The organism is Mycobacterium sp. NGS27 (assembly GCF_059813005.1).
Map to the genome: position 1 here is coordinate 1 of NZ_JCALDT010000009.1, position 17981 is coordinate 17981.

Below are 17981 nucleotides of genomic sequence, written 5' to 3' on the forward strand. Positions count from 1 at the left end.
CGAGCGTCCCACGCTAGGTGATGGCCGGGCACCGGCGGTCGAGATGGGTGCTGAGGGGTTGGTCGCGCCGGAGTTGATAGCCGAGCTGGGCGCCTCGGCGAAGCTGGTGCCGTTGATCCATCCCGGTGATGCCGGCCCGGATTCTGGTTATGTGCCGTCGAGGGCGTTGGCCGATTTCGTGCGGTGCCGGGATTTGACGTGTCGCTGGCCCGGGTGTGATCGCCCGGCGTCCGAGTGCGACCTTGACCATACGATTCCGTACGCCGCCGGCGGGCCCACGCACGCCTCGAATCTCAAGTGCTTATGCCGCACACATCATTTGGTGAAAACGTTTTGGGGGTGGCGCGACCAGCAGCTGCCCGACGGCACGCTGATCCTCGTCTCACCGGCCGGACACACCTACGTCACCACCCCGGGCAGCGCGCTGCTGTTTCCCAGCCTGTGCATGGCCACCGGCGCGATACCCGCCGCCGAAGCCGACGTGGCGCCCAATTACTGCGCCGAGCGCACCGCGATGATGCCCAAACGTCGCACCACCCGAACCCAAAACCGCGCCGCACGCATCGCCACCGAACGCCGCCGTAACCGCGACGCACGACTGTCCCGGGCCGGCCCCACGGTGAACTCCACCTGGCCCACCGCCTACGGGTCCGACGACGACCCGCCACCGTTCTAACGGGGTATCGGGCTGGTTCTCACATGGTTGGGTGGCACGCCGCCGACGCCGCGGCCCTAAACGGCGCGGAACCGGGCCGACCATCGATCTGATCGGCTGCCCGTTTGGGGAACCACTGCCCTTCTAGCTGGCCTGATGTGCCATGATGTCCAAGCTGTCAACACTCAGGGAGCAGCAGTGGATCTCAATTTTTCGATGGTCACACGACCGGTCGAGCGGCTGATCGCTACAGCGCAGAACGGGCTGGAAGTCTTGCGACTGGGGGGCCTGGAAACCGGCAGTGTCCCGTCGCCGTCGCAGATCGTCGAGAGCGTGCCGATGTACAAGCTCCGGCGGTATTTCCCGCCGGACAGCCGCGGTGGCCAGTCGCCCGTCGGGCCGCCGGTGCTGATGGTGCACCCGATGATGATGTCTGCGGACATGTGGGACGTCACGCGCGACGAAGGCGCCGTGGGAATCCTGCACGCCCGCGGGCTTGACCCCTGGGTCATCGACTTCGGCGAGCCCGACAAGGTCGAGGGGGGCATGCGTCGCACCCTGGCCGACCACATCGTCGCGCTCAGCCAGGCCATCGACACGGTCAGGGACACGACCGGCAGCGACATCCATCTGGTCGGCTATTCGCAGGGCGGCATGTGGTGCTACCAAGTGGCCGCCTACCGGCGTTCGAAAAGCCTGGCCAGCATCGTCACCTTCGGTTCGCCGGTCGACACCCTGGCCGCGCTGCCCATGGGTATCCCGGCGAACTTCGCCGCGCCGGCCGCCAACTTCATGGCCGACCACGTCTTCAGCCGGCTGGCCATCCCGAGCTGGATGGCGCGGACCGGCTTCCAGATGCTCGACCCGCTCAAGACCGCCAAGGCGCGCGTCGACTTCGTGCGCCAGCTGCACGACCGGGAGGCGCTGCTTCCGCGCGAGCAGCAGCGCCGCTTCCTCGAGCGCGAGGGCTGGATCGCCTGGTCGGGCCCGGCCATCTCCGAACTGCTCAAGCAGTTCATCGCCCACAACCGGATGATGACGGGCGGGTTCGCCGTCAACGGCCAAATGGTTACCCTCACCGACATCACCTGCCCGGTACTGGCCTTCGTCGGCGAGGTGGACGACATCGGGCAGCCGGCATCGGTGCGCGGTATCCGGCGGGCGGCGCCGGACGCCGAAGTGTACGAATCCACCATCCGCACAGGTCATTTCGGTTTGGTCGTCGGATCCAAAGCGGCGCAACAGAGTTGGCCGACGGTGGCCGAATGGGTGAAGTGGCTGTCCGTCGGGGGCGACAAACCCGACAGCATCGACCTGATGGCCGATCAGCCCGAGGAGCACACCGACAGCGGCGTCGCGTTGAGCTCCCGGGTCGCGCACGGGGTCGGCGAAGTCTCCGAGGCGGCGCTGGGGCTGGTGCGCGGAGCCGCAACCACCGTCGTCGCGGCCAACAAGTCGGTGCGCACCCTGGCCGTCGAGACGGCTCGCACCATTCCGCGACTGGTCCGCCTGGGCCAGATCAACGACCACACCCGGATTTCGCTGGGCCGAATCATCGAAGAACAGGCTCACAACGCGCCCCAGGGCGAATTCCTCTTGTTCGACGGCCGCGTGCACACCTACGAGGCGGTGAACCGGCGCGTCAACAACGTCGTTCGCGGACTGATCGAGGTCGGGGTGAGGCAGGGAGACCGGGTCGGCGTGCTGATGGAGACCCGGCCCAGCGCGCTCGTGGCCATCGCCGCGTTGTCCCGGCTCGGCGCCATCGCGGTGGTGATGCGGCCCGACGCCGACCTCGCCGCCTCGGTGCGGCTCGGGGGAGTGACCGAGCTGCTCACCGACCCCGCCAACCTCGACGCGGTGCGCGGGTCCGACCAGGGGCTGCGCCAGGTGCTGGTTCTCGGCGGCGGCGAGTCGCGCGACCTGCACCTGCCCGACGACTCCGACGTCATCGACATGGAGCAGATCGACCCGGATGCCGTCGAGCTGCCCGGGTGGTACCGCCCCAACCCGGGGCTGGCCCGGGATCTGGCGTTCATCGCGTTCAGCGCGGCGGGCGGCGAGCTGGTGGCCAAGCAGATCACCAACTACCGCTGGGCGGTGTCCGCCTTCGGCACCGCCTCGACGGCCGCCCTTGACCGCCGCGACACCGTCTATTGCCTGACGCCGCTGCACCACGAGTCGGCTCTGCTGGTCAGCCTGGGCGGCGCAGTCGTCGGCGGCACCCGCATCGCGCTGTCGCGCGGCCTGGACCGGGATCGATTCGTCCAAGAGGTGCGCCAGTACGGCGTCACCGTGGTGTCCTACACGTGGGCCATGCTTCGCGAGATCGTCGACGATCCCGCATTCGTTCTGCAAGGCAATCACCCGGTGCGGCTGTTCATCGGTTCCGGTATGCCAACCGGCCTGTGGGGGCGCGTCGTCGAGGCATTTGCGCCCGCTCACGTCGTCGAGTTCTTCGCCACCACCGACGGGCAGGCGGTGCTGGCCAACGTGTCCGGCGCCAAGGTCGGCAGCAAGGGCCGCCCGCTGCCGGGTGCCGGGCGAATCGAGTTGGGCGCCTACGACGTCGAGCACGACCTGATCCTGGAGAACGAGCGGGGCTTCGTGCAGATCGCCGAACCCAACGAGGTCGGCGTCCTGCTCGCCGCGTCCAACGGCCCGGTCGATCCGAGCGCGTCGGTCAAGCGCGGCGTCTTCGCCGCCGGCGACACCTGGATCTCGACCGAGTACCTCTTTTATCGCGACGACGACGGCGACTTCTGGCTGGCGGGCCGGCGCGGCTCGGTGGTGCGCACCGCGCGCGGCCTGGTGTTCGCCGAGCCGGTCACCGACGCGCTGGGTTGCATCAACGGCGTCGACCTCGCGGTGACCTACAACGTGCCGGTGGGCGATCACGAGGTGGCGGCGTCGGCGGTCACGCTGTTGCCGGGGGCCTCCATCACCGCGGCCGACCTGACCGAGGCCTTCGCCAAGCTTCCGATCGGCCTGGGTCCCGACATCGTGTGTGTGGTGCCGGAGATGAACCTGAGCGCGACGTTCCGGCCGACGGTCAGCGCCCTACGGGCGGCCGGGATTCCGAAGGCCGGGCGTCAGGTGTGGTGCTTCGATGCCGACGCCAACCAGTACCGCCGCATGACCAGTGGAGCCCGTTCCGAGCTGAGTGGAGCGCAATCATGATCGATGACGCGCTGCTGAGCATCCTGGTGTGCCCGGACGACCGGGGACCGTTGGTGCTGGTCGGGTCCGAATTGCTCTACAACCCGCGGTTGCGGCGCGCCTATCGCATCGAGGACGGCATCCCGGTGCTGCTCATCGACGAGGCGCGCGATGTCGGCGACGACGAGCACGCCCGGCTCATGGCACAAGGCCGTCCGGCAGATCCCCGGTGAGGTAGCGCTGCAGGTTCGGTGCGACGGTTTGTGCGATGTGCTCGGGCGCTAGCGATGTGAACGGCTCCAGTTGCAGGATGTAGCGCGCCATCACCACGCCGACCAGCTGTGACGCGACGAACTGGATCCGGATGGTTCCGCTGCCCGGTGGATTGTCCACTCGGGAGCCGACTTCCACGCCAATCACGTCCTCGATGAACGTCCGGAACAGGTTGGACTCCGAACCGGCCAAAATCGAGCGCAGCGTCGCGATGAACGCCGCACCAACCTCGGAGTCCCACAGCGACAACAACGTTGACGGAATCCGGTAGCCGAGCTCCTCGATGGGCACCTCGCGTAACGGGCCGATGACGGCCATCGGGTCGATCGGGATGTGCACGGCCGCGGCGAACAGCTTCTGCTTGGTGCCGAAATAGTGATGCACCAACGCCGAATCCACTCCCGCCGCGGCGGCCACCGCGCGAATCGAGGTATTGCGAATCCCGTTGCGCGCGAATAGCTCCCGTGCTTTTTCGAGAATACGGTCGCGGGTGTCGGAGTTTCCGGCCGGCCGCCCCCGCCGCCGGCGCCCGGCATTGGTGGTCGTCACGTGGACCCGCCGTGGCGACCCGCAGCGCCCGGCAGCGCCGCGCTTGCCATCGCCACTAGGGTGTCCGTCGCCGCAGTGTCGCCGCGGCCAGGCACAGCGCCGCCAGGGCGAAGCCCAGCACCACGACGATGTCGCGCACCGCGATGAACGTCAGCTCCGGGTGCGCACCGACCTGCTGCAGGGCCTCCAGCGCGTAGCTGGCCGGCAGCACATTGCTGATCCATTGCAGCCAGTGTGGCATCAGCGCGCGCGGCACGATGATGCCGGCCAGCAGCAGCTGCGGCACCATCACCAACGGGATGAACTGCACGGCCTGAAACTCGGTGCGGGCGAACGCACTACACAACAGGCCCAGGCCGACTCCCAGCACGGCGTTGACGATCGCGATGACGAACACCCACGCCGGGCTGCCGGCGGTGTCGAAACCCAGCAGCCAGAACGACACGAGGCACGCCAGAATCGCTTGCGCCGCAGCCGCGATGGAGAAGGCGGTGCCGTAGGCGATCAGCAGGTCCAGGCGGCGCAGCGGCGTGGTCAGAATGCGCTCCAGCGTGCCGGAGGCCCGTTCGCGCTGCATGGTGATCGCGGTGATGATGAACATCACGAACAGTGGGAACAGGCCGAGCAGGATCAGGCAGGCGTTGTTGAACGGGGTCGGCGTGCCGGGGCGGTGCGGGGCGTTCTGAAACATGAAGTACATCAGGCTGATCACCAGGACGGGCACGAACAGGATCATCGCGACGCTGCGATGGTCGGCGACCAGCTGGCGCAGGATTCGTGCGGTTGTCGCGGTGTAGCCGCGCAGGCTCAGCCCGCTTCGCGCATGGTGCTGCGCTTGATGATGGACAGAAACGCGTCCTCCAGTGACGTGCATCCGGTGTCCTCTCGCAGTTGGGTCGGGGTGGTGTGGGCGACCAACCGGCCGTCGCGCATCAGCAGCAGGTCGCCGCAGTGGTCGGCTTCGTCCATCACGTGGCTGGAGACCAGCAGCGTGGTCCCGGTGCGAGCCAGCTCGGCGAACTGCTCCCAGAGGTCCGCGCGCAGCACCGGGTCCAGGCCCACGGTCGGCTCGTCCAGCACCAGCAGGTCGGGCTGGCAGACCAGAGCGCACGCCAGCGAAACCCGGGTGCGTTGACCGCCGGACAGGTTGGCGCACAAGGAAGTCCGGTGATCGGTCAATCCGACTCGGTCGATGGCGGCATCGGCGGCCTGGCCGTCGAAGCCGTACAGCGCCGCGAAATAGCGCACGTTGTCCACGATCCGCAGGTCGTGGTAGATGGTCGGGTCCTGCGGCAGGTAACCGATGCGGTGGCGCAGTTCGGGGGAGCCGGTCGGCCTGCCGAGCACCCTGACCGCGCCGGACGTGATGATCTGCGTGCCGACAATGCAGCGGATGAGCGTGGTCTTGCCGCAGCCGGACGGGCCGAGCAGGCCGGTGATGCTGCCCCCGGCGATCTGCACCGAGAAGTCGTGCAGCGCTGGGCGTTTTCCGCGAACGACACGCAGGTGCTCGATGCGCACCGCCGGCTCCACCGGACCGGGAATTAATTCATCATGCGATGAACTCATCATGCGATGAATAATCGTCCGGTCGCGCGGGGTTGTCAAGGCCGAGATTGAGGGTGGTCAGGAGGCGGCGCGGCGCCGGTGTGCTAGTTGAACCGCTCGCCGGTGGCGGGGCGGCGCTGCGGCAGGTGGCCGTGCACGCCCTCGGCGTAGGCGGTCTCGGCGTGCTGCGTGAGGTCGACGCCGGTGGTCTCGTCTTCGGCGCTGACCCGGAAACCCATCAGCCGGTCGATGACCTTGCCCAACACGAACGTCATGGCGAACGCGTAAAGCGCGACGACGCCGATCGCCAGCGCCTGCTTGCCCAGCTGGCCGAAGCCGCCCCCGTAGAACAGGCCCTGCGGGCCCGCCGTCATGGCCGCCGTCGCGAACAGACCGATCAATGACACTCCGACCACGCCGCCGACGAAGTGCACGCCGACGACGTCGAGCGAATCGTCATAGTTGAAGCGCAGTTTCGCCCCCACCGCGAACGCGCACACGATGCCCGCCGCTAGCCCGACGACCGTCGCGCCGAGCGTGTTGACCGTCCCGCAGGACGGGGTGATGGCGACCAGGCCGGCGACCACACCCGACGCCGCACCGAAAGTGGTGGGGCGGCCGTCGCGGATCTGCTCGACAGAGAGCCAGCCCAGCATGCCCAGGCACCCGGCGACCAGCGTGTTGAGGAAGATGGCCGCGGCGGTTCCGTTGGCGGCCAAGGCGGAACCGGCGTTGAAACCGAACCAGCCGAACCACAGCAGCCCGACACCGACGAACAGCAAAGGCAGGTTGTGCGGCCGCATCGCGTCCTTCTTGAACCCGATGCGCGGCCCGAGCACCAGCGCCAGCGCCAGTGCCGAAGACCCGGAGACGATCTCGACGACGAGCCCGCCCGCATAGTCGAGGACGCCCAGCTTGGCCAGCCAGCCGCCGGGGCCCCAGACCCAGTGCGCGACAATCGAATACACGGCGATCGCCCACAGCGGGACGAAGACCATCCAGGCGGCGAACTTGGCGCGGTCGGCGATCGCGCCGCTGACCAGGGCGGCCGTGATGATCGCGAACGTCAGCTGGAAGGTGGCATACAGCAGTTCGGGGACAGTGCCGTGGACGGTGCCGGGGGTGATGCCGAGCATCCCGAAATGCCTGAGGTTGCCGGCGAGTCCGCTGACCCCGTCCTCGGAGAACGCAATGGTGTAGCCGACCAGCAGCCAGGCCACCGTCACCAGCGGTATGGAGATGAAGCTCATCATCATCATGTTCAGCACACCGGTGGTGCGGACCATGCCGCCGTAGAAGATCGCCAGGCCGGGGGTCATCAGCAGAACCAGCGCGGTGCTGGCCAACAGCCACGCCGTGGCGGCGGGATCGATCGCATGCATGAGGTGGGCTCCTTCTCGCGGCCCCTGGGGTCACGGGACACCGGGATACTGCCACGTTCGGCCTGCCGGTAGGTTCGTTGGGTTCAAGAAAAGAGGATTCAGGATCTGATGTGGCCGGGGCTCGAGGACGCTTTCGCCAAGGCACGGCTGCTGCGCGGCTGTTAGTCGACCCGGTCGAGGCCGCGCGCCGGCTGTTGGGCGCCACCCTCACCGCGCGGGGCGTGAGCGGGACGGTCATCGAGGTCGAGGCCTATGGGGGAGTTCCCGACGGTCCCTGGCCCGACGCCGCCGCACACTCGTACAAGGGGTTGCGCGCCCGCAATTTCGTGATGTTCGGGCCCCCCGGGCGGCTGTACACCTACCGCAGCCACGGCATCCACGTCTGCGCCAACGTCTCCTGCGGACCCGACGGCACCGCCGCGGCGGTGTTGCTGCGCGCCGCGGCCATCGACGACGGCACCGACGTCGCGCGCGCCCGTCGCGGCGAGCTGGTGCGCACCGCCGCCCTGGCGCGCGGCCCCGGCAACCTATGCTCTGCCATGGGAATCACCATGGACGACAACGGCATTGACCTCTTCGCGCGTAACAGCCCGGTGACCCTCGAACTGCACGAACCGCTGACCGCGACGGCCGGCCCGCGCGTCGGAGTCAGCCAGGCCGCCGACCGGCCCTGGCGGCTGTGGCTGCCCGGCCGCCCGGAGGTTTCGGCGTATCGCCGCAGCCCCCGCGCGCCGGCCCCGGGCGCCAGCGACTAGCCGGACGGTTCCCGGGTGGAAGGATCTTGGATCATGGGCGAGATGATCATCGACGAGCTGGGCTGGCGCGGCCTGATCGCGCAGTCCACCGACCTCGATGCGCTGACCGCCGAAGCCCGGCGCGGGCCGCTGACCGTGTACGCCGGCTTCGACCCCACCGCGCCGAGCCTGCACGCCGGGCACCTGGTGCCGCTGCTGGCGCTGCGCCGGTTCCAGCGCGCCGGCCATCGCCCGATCGTGCTCGCCGGCGGGGCCACCGGCATGATCGGCGACCCGCGCGACATCGGCGAGCGCGCCCTCAACGAGGCCGACACCGTCGCGGAATGGACCGAGCGGATCGGCGGGCAGCTGCAACGCTTCGTCGACTTCGACGAGTCGCCGACAGGCGCCGTCGTCGTCAACAATTTGGACTGGACCCGCCCGCTGTCGGCGATCGAGTTCCTGCGTGACATCGGCAAGCACTTCTCGGTCAACGTCATGCTGGACCGCGACACCGTCCGCCGGCGTCTCGACGGCGACGGCATCTCCTACACCGAGTTCAGCTACATGCTCCTTCAGGCCAACGACTACGTCGAGTTGCACCGCCGCTACGGCTGCACCCTGCAGATCGGCGGCTCCGATCAGTGGGGCAACATCATCGCCGGCGTCCGGTTGGTGCGCCAGCAGCTGAGCGCCTCGGTCCACGCGCTCACGGTGCCGCTGGTGACCGCCGCCGACGGCACCAAGTTCGGCAAGTCCACCGGGGGCGGCAGCCTGTGGCTGGACCCGGCGCTGACCACGCCGTATGCCTGGTACCAGTACTTCTTCAACACCGCCGACGCCGACGTGGTCCGGTACCTGCGCTGGTTCACCTTCTTGACGGCCGACGAGCTCGGCGAGCTGGAACAGGTGACGGCCGAGCGCCCGCAGCAGCGCGCCGCCCAGCGGCGCCTGGCCCGCGAACTGACCGTGCTGGTGCACGGCGAGGCGGCCACAGACGCCGTCGAGCACGCCAGCCGGGCGCTGTTCGGGCAGGGCGAACTCGACCGCCTGGACGAGGCCACGCTGGCCGCGGCGCTGCGCGAAACCCCGATCGCCGAACTCAAACCCGGTGCGCCCGACGGGATCGTCGACCTGTTGGTGGCCAGCGGGCTGTCCGAGAGCCGCAAGGCCGCGCGCCGCACCATCGGTGAGGGCGGCGTCTCGGTGAACAACGTCCGCGTCGACAGCGAGGAGTGGGCGCCGCGGCCAACGGACTTCCTGCACGGCAAATGGCTGGTGCTGCGCCGCGGCAAGCGCACCGTCGCCGGTGTCGAAAAGCTTTAGCCGGACCCGGGGCCGGACGGGCCGCGCGAAACGCGTGCGTGCACGAATCTTTACCTCACCGTGCCCTCGACGTGACCCACGGGGACCACTGTTGTCACGGTGCTTTTCGCGACGCGTGTGCGGTTGACCGGTCTGCCGATCCTGGGGGTGAGCACCGGCCTGGTGGCGCTGGCGTTGTCGGCGCCGATCCGCGCAGACGTGGTGAGCAATGCGTTCCTTTCGGCGCTGACGAATGCCGGAGTTTCCTATACCCAGCCGACCGGCACCACGGCGATGGGGCAGTCGGTGTGCCCGATGCTGTTCGAGCCCGGCGGGTCGTTCGACGAGGTGACCGCCAAGATGGCCGAGGGCAACGGAATGTCCTACGAGATGGCGGGCCGGTTCACCATCGTCGCGATCGCGACCTACTGCCCGGCGCTGATCGCGCCGCTGGTGGGTAACCGGCCGCAAAGCTAGGCGGCGGGCTGCCCGTATTCTCGGCTGCGTGGTCGACGACAGGCAACGACAGCGCGGCGAACGGCGGGGGCGGCCGGCGTCCAACGGCTGGTCGGGTCCGGGCCGCGCGCGCCCGGCCCAGCCGCAGGCCGCCGGACGTGGGGAGGCACAGGCCGATCGCGCGCCGCAGGACGGGCCGCCGATACCGCCCGGCGTGGAAGCCAAGCAGCTGGCGCCCGAGATCCGGCGCGACCTGAGCACGCTGGACCGCGCGACCGCGGACGCCGTCGCGCGCCACCTGGTGGCCGCGGGCGAGCTGCTCGACGAAGACCCGGAGGCCGCCTTGCGCCACGCCCGGGCCGCGCGCGCCCGGTCCGGCCGGATCGCCACCATTCGCGAAGCGGTCGGCATCGCCGCCTATCACTGCGGCGACTGGGCACAGGCGCTCGCCGAGTTGCGCGCGGCCCGCAGGATGGGCAGCAAGTCCTCGCTGCTGGCGCTGATCGCCGATTGCGAACGGGGACTTGGCCGCCCGGAGCGGGCGATCGAACTCGCGCGCGGGCCGGAGGCCGCCGAGCTCAGCGGTGACGACGCCGACGAGTTGCGCATCGTCGCGGCCGGGGCGCGCGCGGACCTCGGCCAGCTCGAGCAGGCGCTCACCATCTTGTCCACGCCGCAACTGGACCCCGCCCGCACCGGCACGACGGCCGCCCGGCTGTTCTACGCGTACGCGGACACCCTGCTGGCGCTCGGCCGCGACGACGAGGCGCTGCAGTGGTTCCTGCACTCCGCTGCCGCGGACGTCGACGGCGTCACCGACGCCGAAGACCGGGTCAGTGAACTCGGCTGATGACCGGCTCGGATCACGCCAAAACCCTTGCGCAGCAATATGACTGCCTGCTGATAGACCTGGACGGCACGATGTTTCGCGGCCGTCGTCCCACCGAGGGCGCAGTGCAGGCGCTGGCGCAGGTGCGCAGCCGCGCCTACTTCGTCACCAACAACGCGTCGCGCAGCGCCGACGAGGTCGCCGCGCACCTGACCGAGCTGGGCTTCACCGCCGTCGCCGACGACGTCGCCACCAGCGCCCAAAGCGCGGCGCGGCTGCTGGCCGACCGGTTGCCGCCCGATTCCCCGGTGCTGATCGTGGGCACCGAGGCCCTGGCCGACGAGATCACGGCGGTCGGGCTGCGCGCGGTGCGCAGCTACGACGACGGCCCGGCCGCGGTCGTGCAGGGTCTGTCGCAGACCATCGGGTGGCCGGAGCTGGCCGAGGCCGCGCTGGCCATCCGGGACGGGGCGCTGTGGGTGGCGTCCAACGTCGACCTGACGCTGCCCACCGAGCGCGGGCTGTTGCCCGGCAACGGATCGTTCGTGGCCGCGCTGCGGGCGGCCACCGGCGGCGAGCCCGAGGTCGCCGGCAAGCCGGCGCCCGGACTGCTGCGAGATGCCGCGGCCCGCGGCGACTTTCGTGATCCCTTGGTGGTCGGGGACCGGCTCGACACCGACATCGCGGGCGCCAACGCCGCCGAGCTGCCCAGCCTGATGGTGCTCACCGGGGTCAATTCCGCGCGGGACGCGGTTTACGCCAAGCCCGCCCAACGTCCCACCTATATCGGGAACGACCTGCGCTCACTGCACACCGACGCCGGGCGGCTCGCGGTCGGGCCGCAGCCGGGCTGGCGGGTCGAGGCCGCGGACGCGCAGATCACGGTCAGTGTCGACGGGGCGGACGACGACGGGGATGGCCTGTCGATCGTTCGCGCGGTCGCCGCCGCGGTGTACGCGCGCCCCGATTCCGACTCAGGCGAGGTGCGCATCGAGGCCGCCGACGACCGGGCGCGCGCCGCGCTGGGGCGCTGGTCTTTGGTGCACACGGACTGACGGGTGACTAGCGTAGGAACGCGATGACTATCGATCCCGACGAGATTCGCGCCGAAATCGACGCCCTGCTCGCGCGGCTGCCCCAGCCCGGGGACGGCGAAGACCCCGAGCAGGTGCCCCTGGAACGCCAGCTCGACGAGCTGGAAGAAATAGCACGCCGCCTGTCCGAGGCGCATGACGTGCTGCTGGCCGCGCTGGAGTCGGCGGAGAAGGGCTGAGTGCGCGGATGTCGCGACGCGCCCGCGTTGACGCCGAACTGGTCCGGCGCGGCCTGGCCCGGTCCCGGCAGCAGGCCGCCGAGTTGATCGGTGCGGGGAAGGTCTGCATCGACGGCATGCCGGCGCGCAAGCCGGGCACCGCCGTCGCGGTCACCGCGGCCCTGACCGTCGCCGAGGACGGCGAGCGCGGCTGGGTGTCGCGCGGAGCGCACAAGCTGATCGGGGCGCTGGACGCCTTCGAGATCTCGGTCGCGGGCCGTCGCTGCCTGGATGCCGGCGCGTCGACGGGTGGCTTCACCGAAGTCCTGCTGGATCGCGGGGCCGCCGAAGTGGTCGCGGTCGACGTGGGATACGGCCAGCTGGCCTGGTCGCTGCGCAGCGACGCCCGGGTGGTCGTCGTCGAACGGACGAACGTGCGCGACCTCACGCCGGAGGCGGTCGGCGGGCGGGCCGACCTGGTGGTGGCCGACCTGTCCTTCATTTCGCTGTCCACGGTTTTGCCGGCGCTAACTGGATGTGCCGCACCGAACGCGGATATCGTTCCCATGGTGAAGCCGCAGTTTGAGGTGGGCCGGGGCCTGGTCGGCGCCGGTGGTGTGGTGCACGACCCCGGCCTGCGCGCCGAGGCCGTGCTGGCGGTCGCCGGCCGCGCCGGCGAGCTGGGCTGGCACACCGTCGACGTCACCGCCAGCCCGCTGCCGGGCCCGTCGGGCAACGTCGAGTACTTCCTGCGGCTGCGCGCCCAGACCGATAGCCCCCTCGTCGGCGACGAACTGGTGACGGCGGTGCGGCGCGCGGTGGAAAGCGGGCCACGGTGAGTGAAAGCGCGTCACGCACCGTGCTGATGGTGGCTCACACCGGCCGAGACGAGGCCACCGAGACCGCGCGGCGCGTGCAGAAAGTGCTGAGCGCCAACGGAATCGAGCTTCGTGTGCTGTCCGCCGAGGCGGTCGACAAGGGGCCGATGCACCTGGCCCCCGACGACATGCGCGCCCTCGGCATCGAGATCGAGGTGGTCAACGCCGACCCGCAGGCGGCCGCGGGCTGCGAACTGGTGCTGGCGCTGGGCGGCGACGGCACGTTCCTGCGGGCCGCCGAACTGGCCCGCAACGCCAACATCCCGGTGCTCGGCATCAACCTGGGCCGCATCGGCTTCATGGCCGAGGCCGAGGCCGAGGCCATCGACCGGGTGCTGGATCATGTTGTCGCACGCGATTATCGGGTGGAGAACCGGTTGACGCTCGACGTGATGGTGCGCCACGGCGGCGACGTCTCGGTGCACGGCTGGGCGCTGAACGAAGTCAGCCTGGAGAAGGGCCCCCGGCTGGGCGTGCTCGGCGTCGTCCTCGAGATCGACGGACGCCCGGTGTCGGCGTTCGGCTGCGACGGGGTGCTGGTATCGACGCCCACCGGATCCACCGCCTACGCGTTCTCCGCCGGCGGGCCGGTGCTGTGGCCGGACCTCGAGGCAATCCTGGTGGTACCCAACAACGCTCACGCGCTGTTCGCCCGCCCCATGGTCACCAGCCCGGACGCCACCATCGCGATCGAGATCGAGGCCGACGGCCATGACGCCTTGGTGTTCTGCGATGGCCGCCGCGAAATGTTGGTCCCGGCGGGGAGCCGGCTGGAGGTAAAGCGTTGCGACACACCGGTGAAATGGGCCCGGCTGGACAGCGCCCCATTCACCGACCGGCTGGTGCGCAAATTCCGGCTGCCGGTGACCGGGTGGCGCGGGAACTGACGGCCTTAGCTCTGGTGCTCGCTGAATGCTGACCGAAATCCGCATCGAGTCGCTCGGTGCCATCAGCGCCGCGGTGGGGGAGTTTGACCGCGGCCTGACCGTGCTGACCGGCGAGACCGGTACGGGCAAGACCATGGTGGTGACCGGGCTGCATCTGCTCGGCGGTGCCCGCGCGGACGCGACCCGGGTGCGGTCGGGCGCCGATCGGGCGATCGTCGAAGGCCGTTTCACCACAACGGATCTCGACGAAGCCACGATCGCGAAGCTGGACGACCTGCTGGACGCCTCGGGCGCCGAACGCGACGAGGACGGCAGCGTGATCGCGCTGCGCTCGGTCAGCCGCGACGGACCGTCGCGGGCGTATCTCGGCGGCCGCAGCGTGCCGGCCAAATCGCTGGGCGACTTCACCGCCGGGCTGCTGACCTTGCACGGGCAGAACGACCAGCTGCGGCTCATGCGGCCCGAGGAGCAGTGCGGCGCGCTGGACCGGTTCGCGAAGGCCGGCCCCGCGCTGGAGCGCTACGGCAAACTGCGCGACGCCTGGCTGTCGGCGCGCCGCGACCTGCTCGACCGCCGCAACCGGATGCGCGAGCTCGCGCTGGAGGCCGACCGGCTGAACTTCGCCCTCGACGAGATCGATGCGGTGGACCCACAACCCGGCGAGGACGATGCCCTGGTTGCGGAGATCCTGCGGCTTTCCGAGCTGGACACCCTGCGCGAGGCCGCGGCGGGGGCCCGGGCGGCCCTGTCCTCGGACGAGGCGGGCGGATCCGGATTCGGCGCGACCGACAGCCTGGGAAAGGCAAGGGCCGCACTGGAATCCACCGACGACGCGAAGCTGTTGGCGTTGGCCGGCCAGCTCGGCGAGGTGCTGACGGTGGTCGTCGATGCGGCCGGTGAGCTGGGCGGCTTCCTGGCGGAGCTGCCGGTCGATGCCAGCGCGCTGGAATCCAGATTGGCCCGGCAGGCCGAACTGCGCACGCTCACACGCAAGTACGCCGCGGACATCGACGGCGTGCTGGCCTGGGCCGCCGAATCACGCGAACGACTGGCCCAACTCGACGTCTCCGAGGAAGGGCTGGCCGCGCTGGCGGCGCGGGTCGACGAGCTGGCGGGTGAATTGGCCCAGGCCGCGGTCGATCTGAGCAGCATCCGGCGCAAGGCCGCAAAGCGGCTCGCCAAGGAGGTCACCGCCGAGCTGTCCGGGCTGGCGATGGCCGACGCCCAATTCAGCATCGACGTCACCGTCGACGCCGCGCCGGCCGCCGACGACGCCGCCGCGTTGAGGTTGCCCTCGGGCGAGCTGGCCCGCGCGGGCGCCGACGGCGTCGATGAGGTGGAGTTCGGCTTCGCGGCCCACCGCGGCATGGACCAGCTGCCGCTGGCGAAGAGCGCTTCGGGGGGCGAGCTGTCCCGGGTGATGCTGGCGCTGGAAGTGGTGCTGGCCGCCTCGGCGGCGGGCACGACCATGGTGTTCGACGAGGTCGACGCCGGCGTGGGCGGCCGGGCGGCGGTGCAGATCGGGCGGCGGCTGGCGCGGCTGGCCCGCACCCACCAGGTCATCGTGGTCACCCACCTGCCGCAGGTCGCGGCCTACGCCGACGTGCACCTGGTGGTGCATGGAGCCGGGCCCAAGGGGACCAGCGTGGTGCGGCGGGTCGCCGACGACGAGCGGGTCGCCGAGCTGGCGCGGATGCTGGCCGGGCTGGGCGAGTCCGACAGCGGTCGCGCGCACGCCCGTGAACTGCTCGAGGCGGCGCAGAAGGACGAGATCTGAGCGCCCGGAACACGTAATACAGCTGTGACTAATGAGACTCTAGATAACTTCTGAGGCTGATGTTACGGCGCGCCTCCCGTCCTCTCCCGGGCTTCGCGGACAGAATCGCCCCCATGAAGATGTCAGGCCTGCTTTCCCGTAACACCGACCGGCCGGGTCTCGTCGGCACCGCCCGTGTGGACCGGAACATCGATCGACTGCTGCGTAGGGTCTGCCCCGGCGACATCGTGGTGCTCGACGTCCTGGATCTGGACCGCATCACGGCGGACGCGCTGGTGGAGGCCGATATCGCCGCGGTCGTCAACGCGTCCCCGTCGGTGTCGGGCCGCTACCCGAACATGGGTCCCGAGGTGCTGGTCAACAACGGGGTGACGCTGATCGACGAGGCCGGACCCGACATCTTCAGGAAGGTCAAGGACGGCGCCAAGATCCGGCTGCACGAGGGCGGGGTGTACGTCGGCGACCGCAGGCTGGTCCGCGGGACCGAGCGCACGGACCACGACATCGCCGACCTGATGCGCGAGGCCAAGAGCGGCCTGTCCGCTCACCTGGAGGCCTTCGCCGGCAACACGATCGAGTTCATCAAGAGCGAGAGCCCGCTGCTGATCGACGGCATCGGCATCCCCGACGTCGACGTGGACCTGCGCCGCCGGCACGTGGTGATCGTCGCCGACGAGCCCAGCGCCGAGGAGGACCTGAAGTCGCTCAAGCCGTTCATCAAGGAGTATCAGCCGGCCCTGATCGGGGTGGGCACCGGCGCCGACGTCTTGCGCAAGGCGGGCTACCGGCCCCAGGTCATCGTCGGTGACCCCGACCAGATCAGCACCGACGCGCTCAAGTGCGGCGCCCAGGTCGTATTGCCCGCCGACGCCGACGGCCACGCGCCCGGCCTGGAGCGGATCCAGGATCTCGGCGTCGGGGCGATGACGTTCCCCGCCGCGGGCTCGGCGATCGACCTCGCCCTGCTGCTGGCCGATCACCACGGGGCCGCGCTGTTGGTGACGGCCGGCCACACCGCAAACATCGAGACCTTCTTCGACCGCACCCGCGCGCACAGCAACCCCTCCACCTTCCTGACCCGGCTGCGGGTGGGCGAGAAGGTGGTGGACGCCAAAGCCGTTGCCACCCTGTACCGCAACCACATCTCGGCGGGCGCCATCGCGCTGCTGGCGCTGACCATGCTGATCGCCGTGATCGTCGCGCTGTGGGTGTCACGCACCGACGGCGTGGTGCTGCATTGGGTCACCGACTACTGGAACCACTTCTCGCTCTGGATCCAGCACCTGGTCAGCTAGTCATCTCGAGGATGCGCTCATGATCTCGTTACGCCAACATGCCTTGTCGCTGGCCGCCGTCTTCCTGGCGCTGGCCGTGGGAGTCGTGCTGGGCTCCGGCTTCTTGTCGGACACCTTGTTGTCCAGCCTCCGCGACGAGAAGCGCGACCTGACCACCCAGATCAGCGGACTGAACGACCAGAAGAATGTGCTGAACGAAAAGCTCAGCGCGGCAAACAATTTCGACACCCAACTGGCCGGCCGGATAGTGCACGACGCGCTGGGCGGCAAGTCGGTGGTGGTGTTCCGCACCCCGGATGCCGCCGACGACGACGTGGCCGCGGTGTCGAAGTTCATCGGCCAGGCCGGCGGGACGGTGACCGGGACGGTGTCGCTGACGCAGGAGTTCGTGGAGGCGAACTCGGCGGAGAAGCTGCAGACGGTGGTCAACTCCTCGGTGCTGCCCGCGGGCCAGCAGCTGAGCACCAAGCTCGTCGACCAGGGTTCGCAGGCGGGCGACCTGATGGGCATCGCCCTGCTGGCCAACGCGAACCCGGCGGCGCCGGCGGTCGATGAGATCCAGCGCAACACCGTGCTGGCGGCGCTGCGTGACACGGGCTTCATCACCTATCAGCCAACCGATCACATGGGCGCGGCCAACGCCGCCCTGATCGTCACGGGCGGCTCGTTGCCCGGCGACGCCGGCAACAAGGGCGTCAGCGTGGCCCGGTTCTCGGCCGCGTTGGCCCCGCACGGCTCGGGCACCCTGCTCGCCGGGCGCGATGGTTCGGCGACCGGGGGCGCCGCCGTCGCGGTGACCCGCGCCGACGCCGCGATGAACTCGGCGATCACCACGGTCGACGACGTCGACGCCGCGCCGGGGCGCATCACCGCGGTCCTGGGGCTGCACGACCTGCTCAATGGCGGCCATCCCGGGCAGTACGGCACCGGGCACGGGGCGGCGTCGATCACGGTGCCTCAGTAGCGGGCGTGTTAGCCGCGGCACAGCGCGGTGGATGTTAG

18 protein-coding genes are annotated in these 17981 nt (G+C 69.9%); 14 read left to right on the forward strand and 4 right to left on the reverse strand.

Annotation, left to right across the window (positions count from 1 at the left end; translation table 11 throughout):
* The 3 genes from AC5Y30_RS21785 to AC5Y30_RS21795 form a co-directional block, all read left to right on the forward strand.
* The coding region (locus AC5Y30_RS21785) for an HNH endonuclease signature motif containing protein (protein ID WP_499920885.1) at nt 1–676 on the forward strand (676 nt) is incomplete at its 5' end.
* 135 nt (nt 677–811) lie between these two features.
* Nucleotides 812–3835: an acyl-CoA synthetase gene (locus AC5Y30_RS21790; protein WP_499920887.1), complete on the forward strand. Its 3024-nt coding sequence runs from the start codon at nt 812–814 to the stop codon at nt 3833–3835.
* Nucleotides 3832–4047 (forward strand): Trm112 family protein, encoded by a 216-nt coding sequence (locus AC5Y30_RS21795; RefSeq protein ID WP_499920889.1) that lies wholly within the window; start codon nt 3832–3834, stop codon nt 4045–4047. The genes AC5Y30_RS21790 and AC5Y30_RS21795 overlap by 4 nt, the downstream gene beginning before the upstream one ends.
* Here AC5Y30_RS21795 and AC5Y30_RS21800 read toward each other — a convergent pair.
* From AC5Y30_RS21800 to AC5Y30_RS21815, 4 genes are all read right to left on the reverse strand, one after another.
* Nucleotides 4013–4636, reverse strand: a complete 624-nt coding sequence (locus AC5Y30_RS21800) for a TetR/AcrR family transcriptional regulator (RefSeq protein ID WP_499920891.1) — start codon at nt 4634–4636, stop codon at nt 4013–4015. The two genes, AC5Y30_RS21795 and AC5Y30_RS21800, sit on opposite strands and share 35 nt — an antisense overlap.
* A 55-nt stretch (nt 4637–4691) precedes the next feature.
* Complete coding sequence (locus tag AC5Y30_RS21805) at nt 4692–5510, reverse strand: ABC transporter permease (protein ID WP_499920893.1); 819 nt, start codon at nt 5508–5510, stop codon at nt 4692–4694.
* Complete coding sequence (locus tag AC5Y30_RS21810) at nt 5444–6208, reverse strand: ABC transporter ATP-binding protein (RefSeq protein ID WP_499920895.1); 765 nt, start codon at nt 6206–6208, stop codon at nt 5444–5446. The genes AC5Y30_RS21805 and AC5Y30_RS21810 overlap by 67 nt, the downstream gene beginning before the upstream one ends.
* 80 nt (nt 6209–6288) lie before the next feature.
* Entirely contained in the window at nt 6289–7566 is a 1278-nt protein-coding gene (locus AC5Y30_RS21815) for an ammonium transporter (protein WP_499920897.1), read from the reverse strand.
* A gap of 110 nt (nt 7567–7676) precedes the next feature.
* Here AC5Y30_RS21815 and AC5Y30_RS21820 point away from each other — a divergent pair, with 110 nt between their 5' ends.
* From AC5Y30_RS21820 to AC5Y30_RS21870, 11 genes are all read left to right on the forward strand, one after another.
* A complete protein-coding gene (locus tag AC5Y30_RS21820) occupies nt 7677–8321 on the forward strand; it encodes a DNA-3-methyladenine glycosylase (protein WP_499920899.1) in 645 nt (214 codons plus the stop codon).
* Between the two features lie 33 nt (nt 8322–8354).
* The gene (tyrS, locus tag AC5Y30_RS21825) at nt 8355–9626 is read left to right on the forward strand and encodes a tyrosine--tRNA ligase (RefSeq protein WP_499920901.1); all 1272 of its coding nucleotides are present in this window, start codon (nt 8355–8357) and stop codon (nt 9624–9626) included.
* A 99-nt stretch (nt 9627–9725) separates the two neighbouring features.
* A complete protein-coding gene (locus AC5Y30_RS21830; protein WP_499920902.1) occupies nt 9726–10082 on the forward strand; it encodes a DUF732 domain-containing protein in 357 nt (118 codons plus the stop codon).
* Nucleotides 10083–10110: 28 nt separating this feature from the next.
* On the forward strand, nt 10111–10911 hold the full coding sequence (locus AC5Y30_RS21835; RefSeq protein WP_499920904.1) for a tetratricopeptide repeat protein: 801 nt from the start codon (nt 10111–10113) through the stop codon (nt 10909–10911).
* On the forward strand, nt 10911–11945 hold the full coding sequence (locus tag AC5Y30_RS21840; protein WP_499920906.1) for an HAD-IIA family hydrolase: 1035 nt from the start codon (nt 10911–10913) through the stop codon (nt 11943–11945). Before AC5Y30_RS21835 ends, AC5Y30_RS21840 begins: the two co-directional genes overlap by 1 nt.
* A gap of 23 nt (nt 11946–11968) precedes the next feature.
* A complete protein-coding gene (locus AC5Y30_RS21845; RefSeq protein ID WP_499920908.1) occupies nt 11969–12163 on the forward strand; it encodes a hypothetical protein in 195 nt (64 codons plus the stop codon).
* A gap of 8 nt (nt 12164–12171) precedes the next feature.
* Nucleotides 12172–12981, forward strand: coding sequence for a TlyA family RNA methyltransferase (locus tag AC5Y30_RS21850; protein ID WP_499920910.1), 810 nt, complete (start codon nt 12172–12174; stop codon nt 12979–12981).
* Entirely contained in the window at nt 12978–13907 is a 930-nt protein-coding gene (locus tag AC5Y30_RS21855; RefSeq protein ID WP_499920912.1) for an NAD kinase, read from the forward strand. Before AC5Y30_RS21850 ends, AC5Y30_RS21855 begins: the two co-directional genes overlap by 4 nt.
* Nucleotides 13908–13932: 25 nt before the next feature.
* Nucleotides 13933–15684 carry a DNA repair protein RecN gene (gene recN, locus AC5Y30_RS21860; protein WP_499920914.1) on the forward strand — a complete coding sequence of 584 codons (1752 nt, stop codon included), beginning with the start codon at nt 13933–13935 and terminating at the stop codon, nt 15682–15684.
* A gap of 113 nt (nt 15685–15797) precedes the next feature.
* Nucleotides 15798–16979, forward strand: coding sequence for a putative cytokinetic ring protein SteA (gene steA / locus AC5Y30_RS21865; protein ID WP_499920916.1), 1182 nt, complete (start codon nt 15798–15800; stop codon nt 16977–16979).
* A 19-nt stretch (nt 16980–16998) separates the two neighbouring features.
* Nucleotides 16999–17943: a copper transporter gene (locus AC5Y30_RS21870; protein WP_499920918.1), complete on the forward strand. Its 945-nt coding sequence runs from the start codon at nt 16999–17001 to the stop codon at nt 17941–17943.
* Nucleotides 17944–17981 lie beyond the last annotated feature (38 nt).

What these genes read in the sequence shown, in the direction of transcription:
- steA (WP_499920916.1), top strand. Translation starts at nt 15,798, where the DNA reads ATGAAGATGTCAGGCCTGCTTTCCCGTAACACCGACCGGCCGGGTCTC.
- AC5Y30_RS21790 (WP_499920887.1), top strand. Translation starts at nt 812, where the DNA reads ATGTGCCATGATGTCCAAGCTGTCAACACTCAGGGAGCAGCAGTGGAT.
- AC5Y30_RS21795 (WP_499920889.1), top strand. Translation starts at nt 3,832, where the DNA reads ATGATCGATGACGCGCTGCTGAGCATCCTGGTGTGCCCGGACGACCGG.
- tyrS (WP_499920901.1), top strand. Translation starts at nt 8,355, where the DNA reads ATGGGCGAGATGATCATCGACGAGCTGGGCTGGCGCGGCCTGATCGCG.
- AC5Y30_RS21815 (WP_499920897.1), bottom strand. Translation starts at nt 7,566, where the DNA reads ATGCATGCGATCGATCCCGCCGCCACGGCGTGGCTGTTGGCCAGCACC.
- AC5Y30_RS21870 (WP_499920918.1), top strand. Translation starts at nt 16,999, where the DNA reads ATGATCTCGTTACGCCAACATGCCTTGTCGCTGGCCGCCGTCTTCCTG.
- recN (WP_499920914.1), top strand. Translation starts at nt 13,933, where the DNA reads ATGCTGACCGAAATCCGCATCGAGTCGCTCGGTGCCATCAGCGCCGCG.
- AC5Y30_RS21810 (WP_499920895.1), bottom strand. Translation starts at nt 6,208, where the DNA reads ATGATGAGTTCATCGCATGATGAATTAATTCCCGGTCCGGTGGAGCCG.
- AC5Y30_RS21840 (WP_499920906.1), top strand. Translation starts at nt 10,911, where the DNA reads ATGACCGGCTCGGATCACGCCAAAACCCTTGCGCAGCAATATGACTGC.
- AC5Y30_RS21805 (WP_499920893.1), bottom strand. Translation starts at nt 5,510, where the DNA reads ATGCACGTCACTGGAGGACGCGTTTCTGTCCATCATCAAGCGCAGCAC.
- AC5Y30_RS21845 (WP_499920908.1), top strand. Translation starts at nt 11,969, where the DNA reads ATGACTATCGATCCCGACGAGATTCGCGCCGAAATCGACGCCCTGCTC.
- AC5Y30_RS21850 (WP_499920910.1), top strand. Translation starts at nt 12,172, where the DNA reads ATGTCGCGACGCGCCCGCGTTGACGCCGAACTGGTCCGGCGCGGCCTG.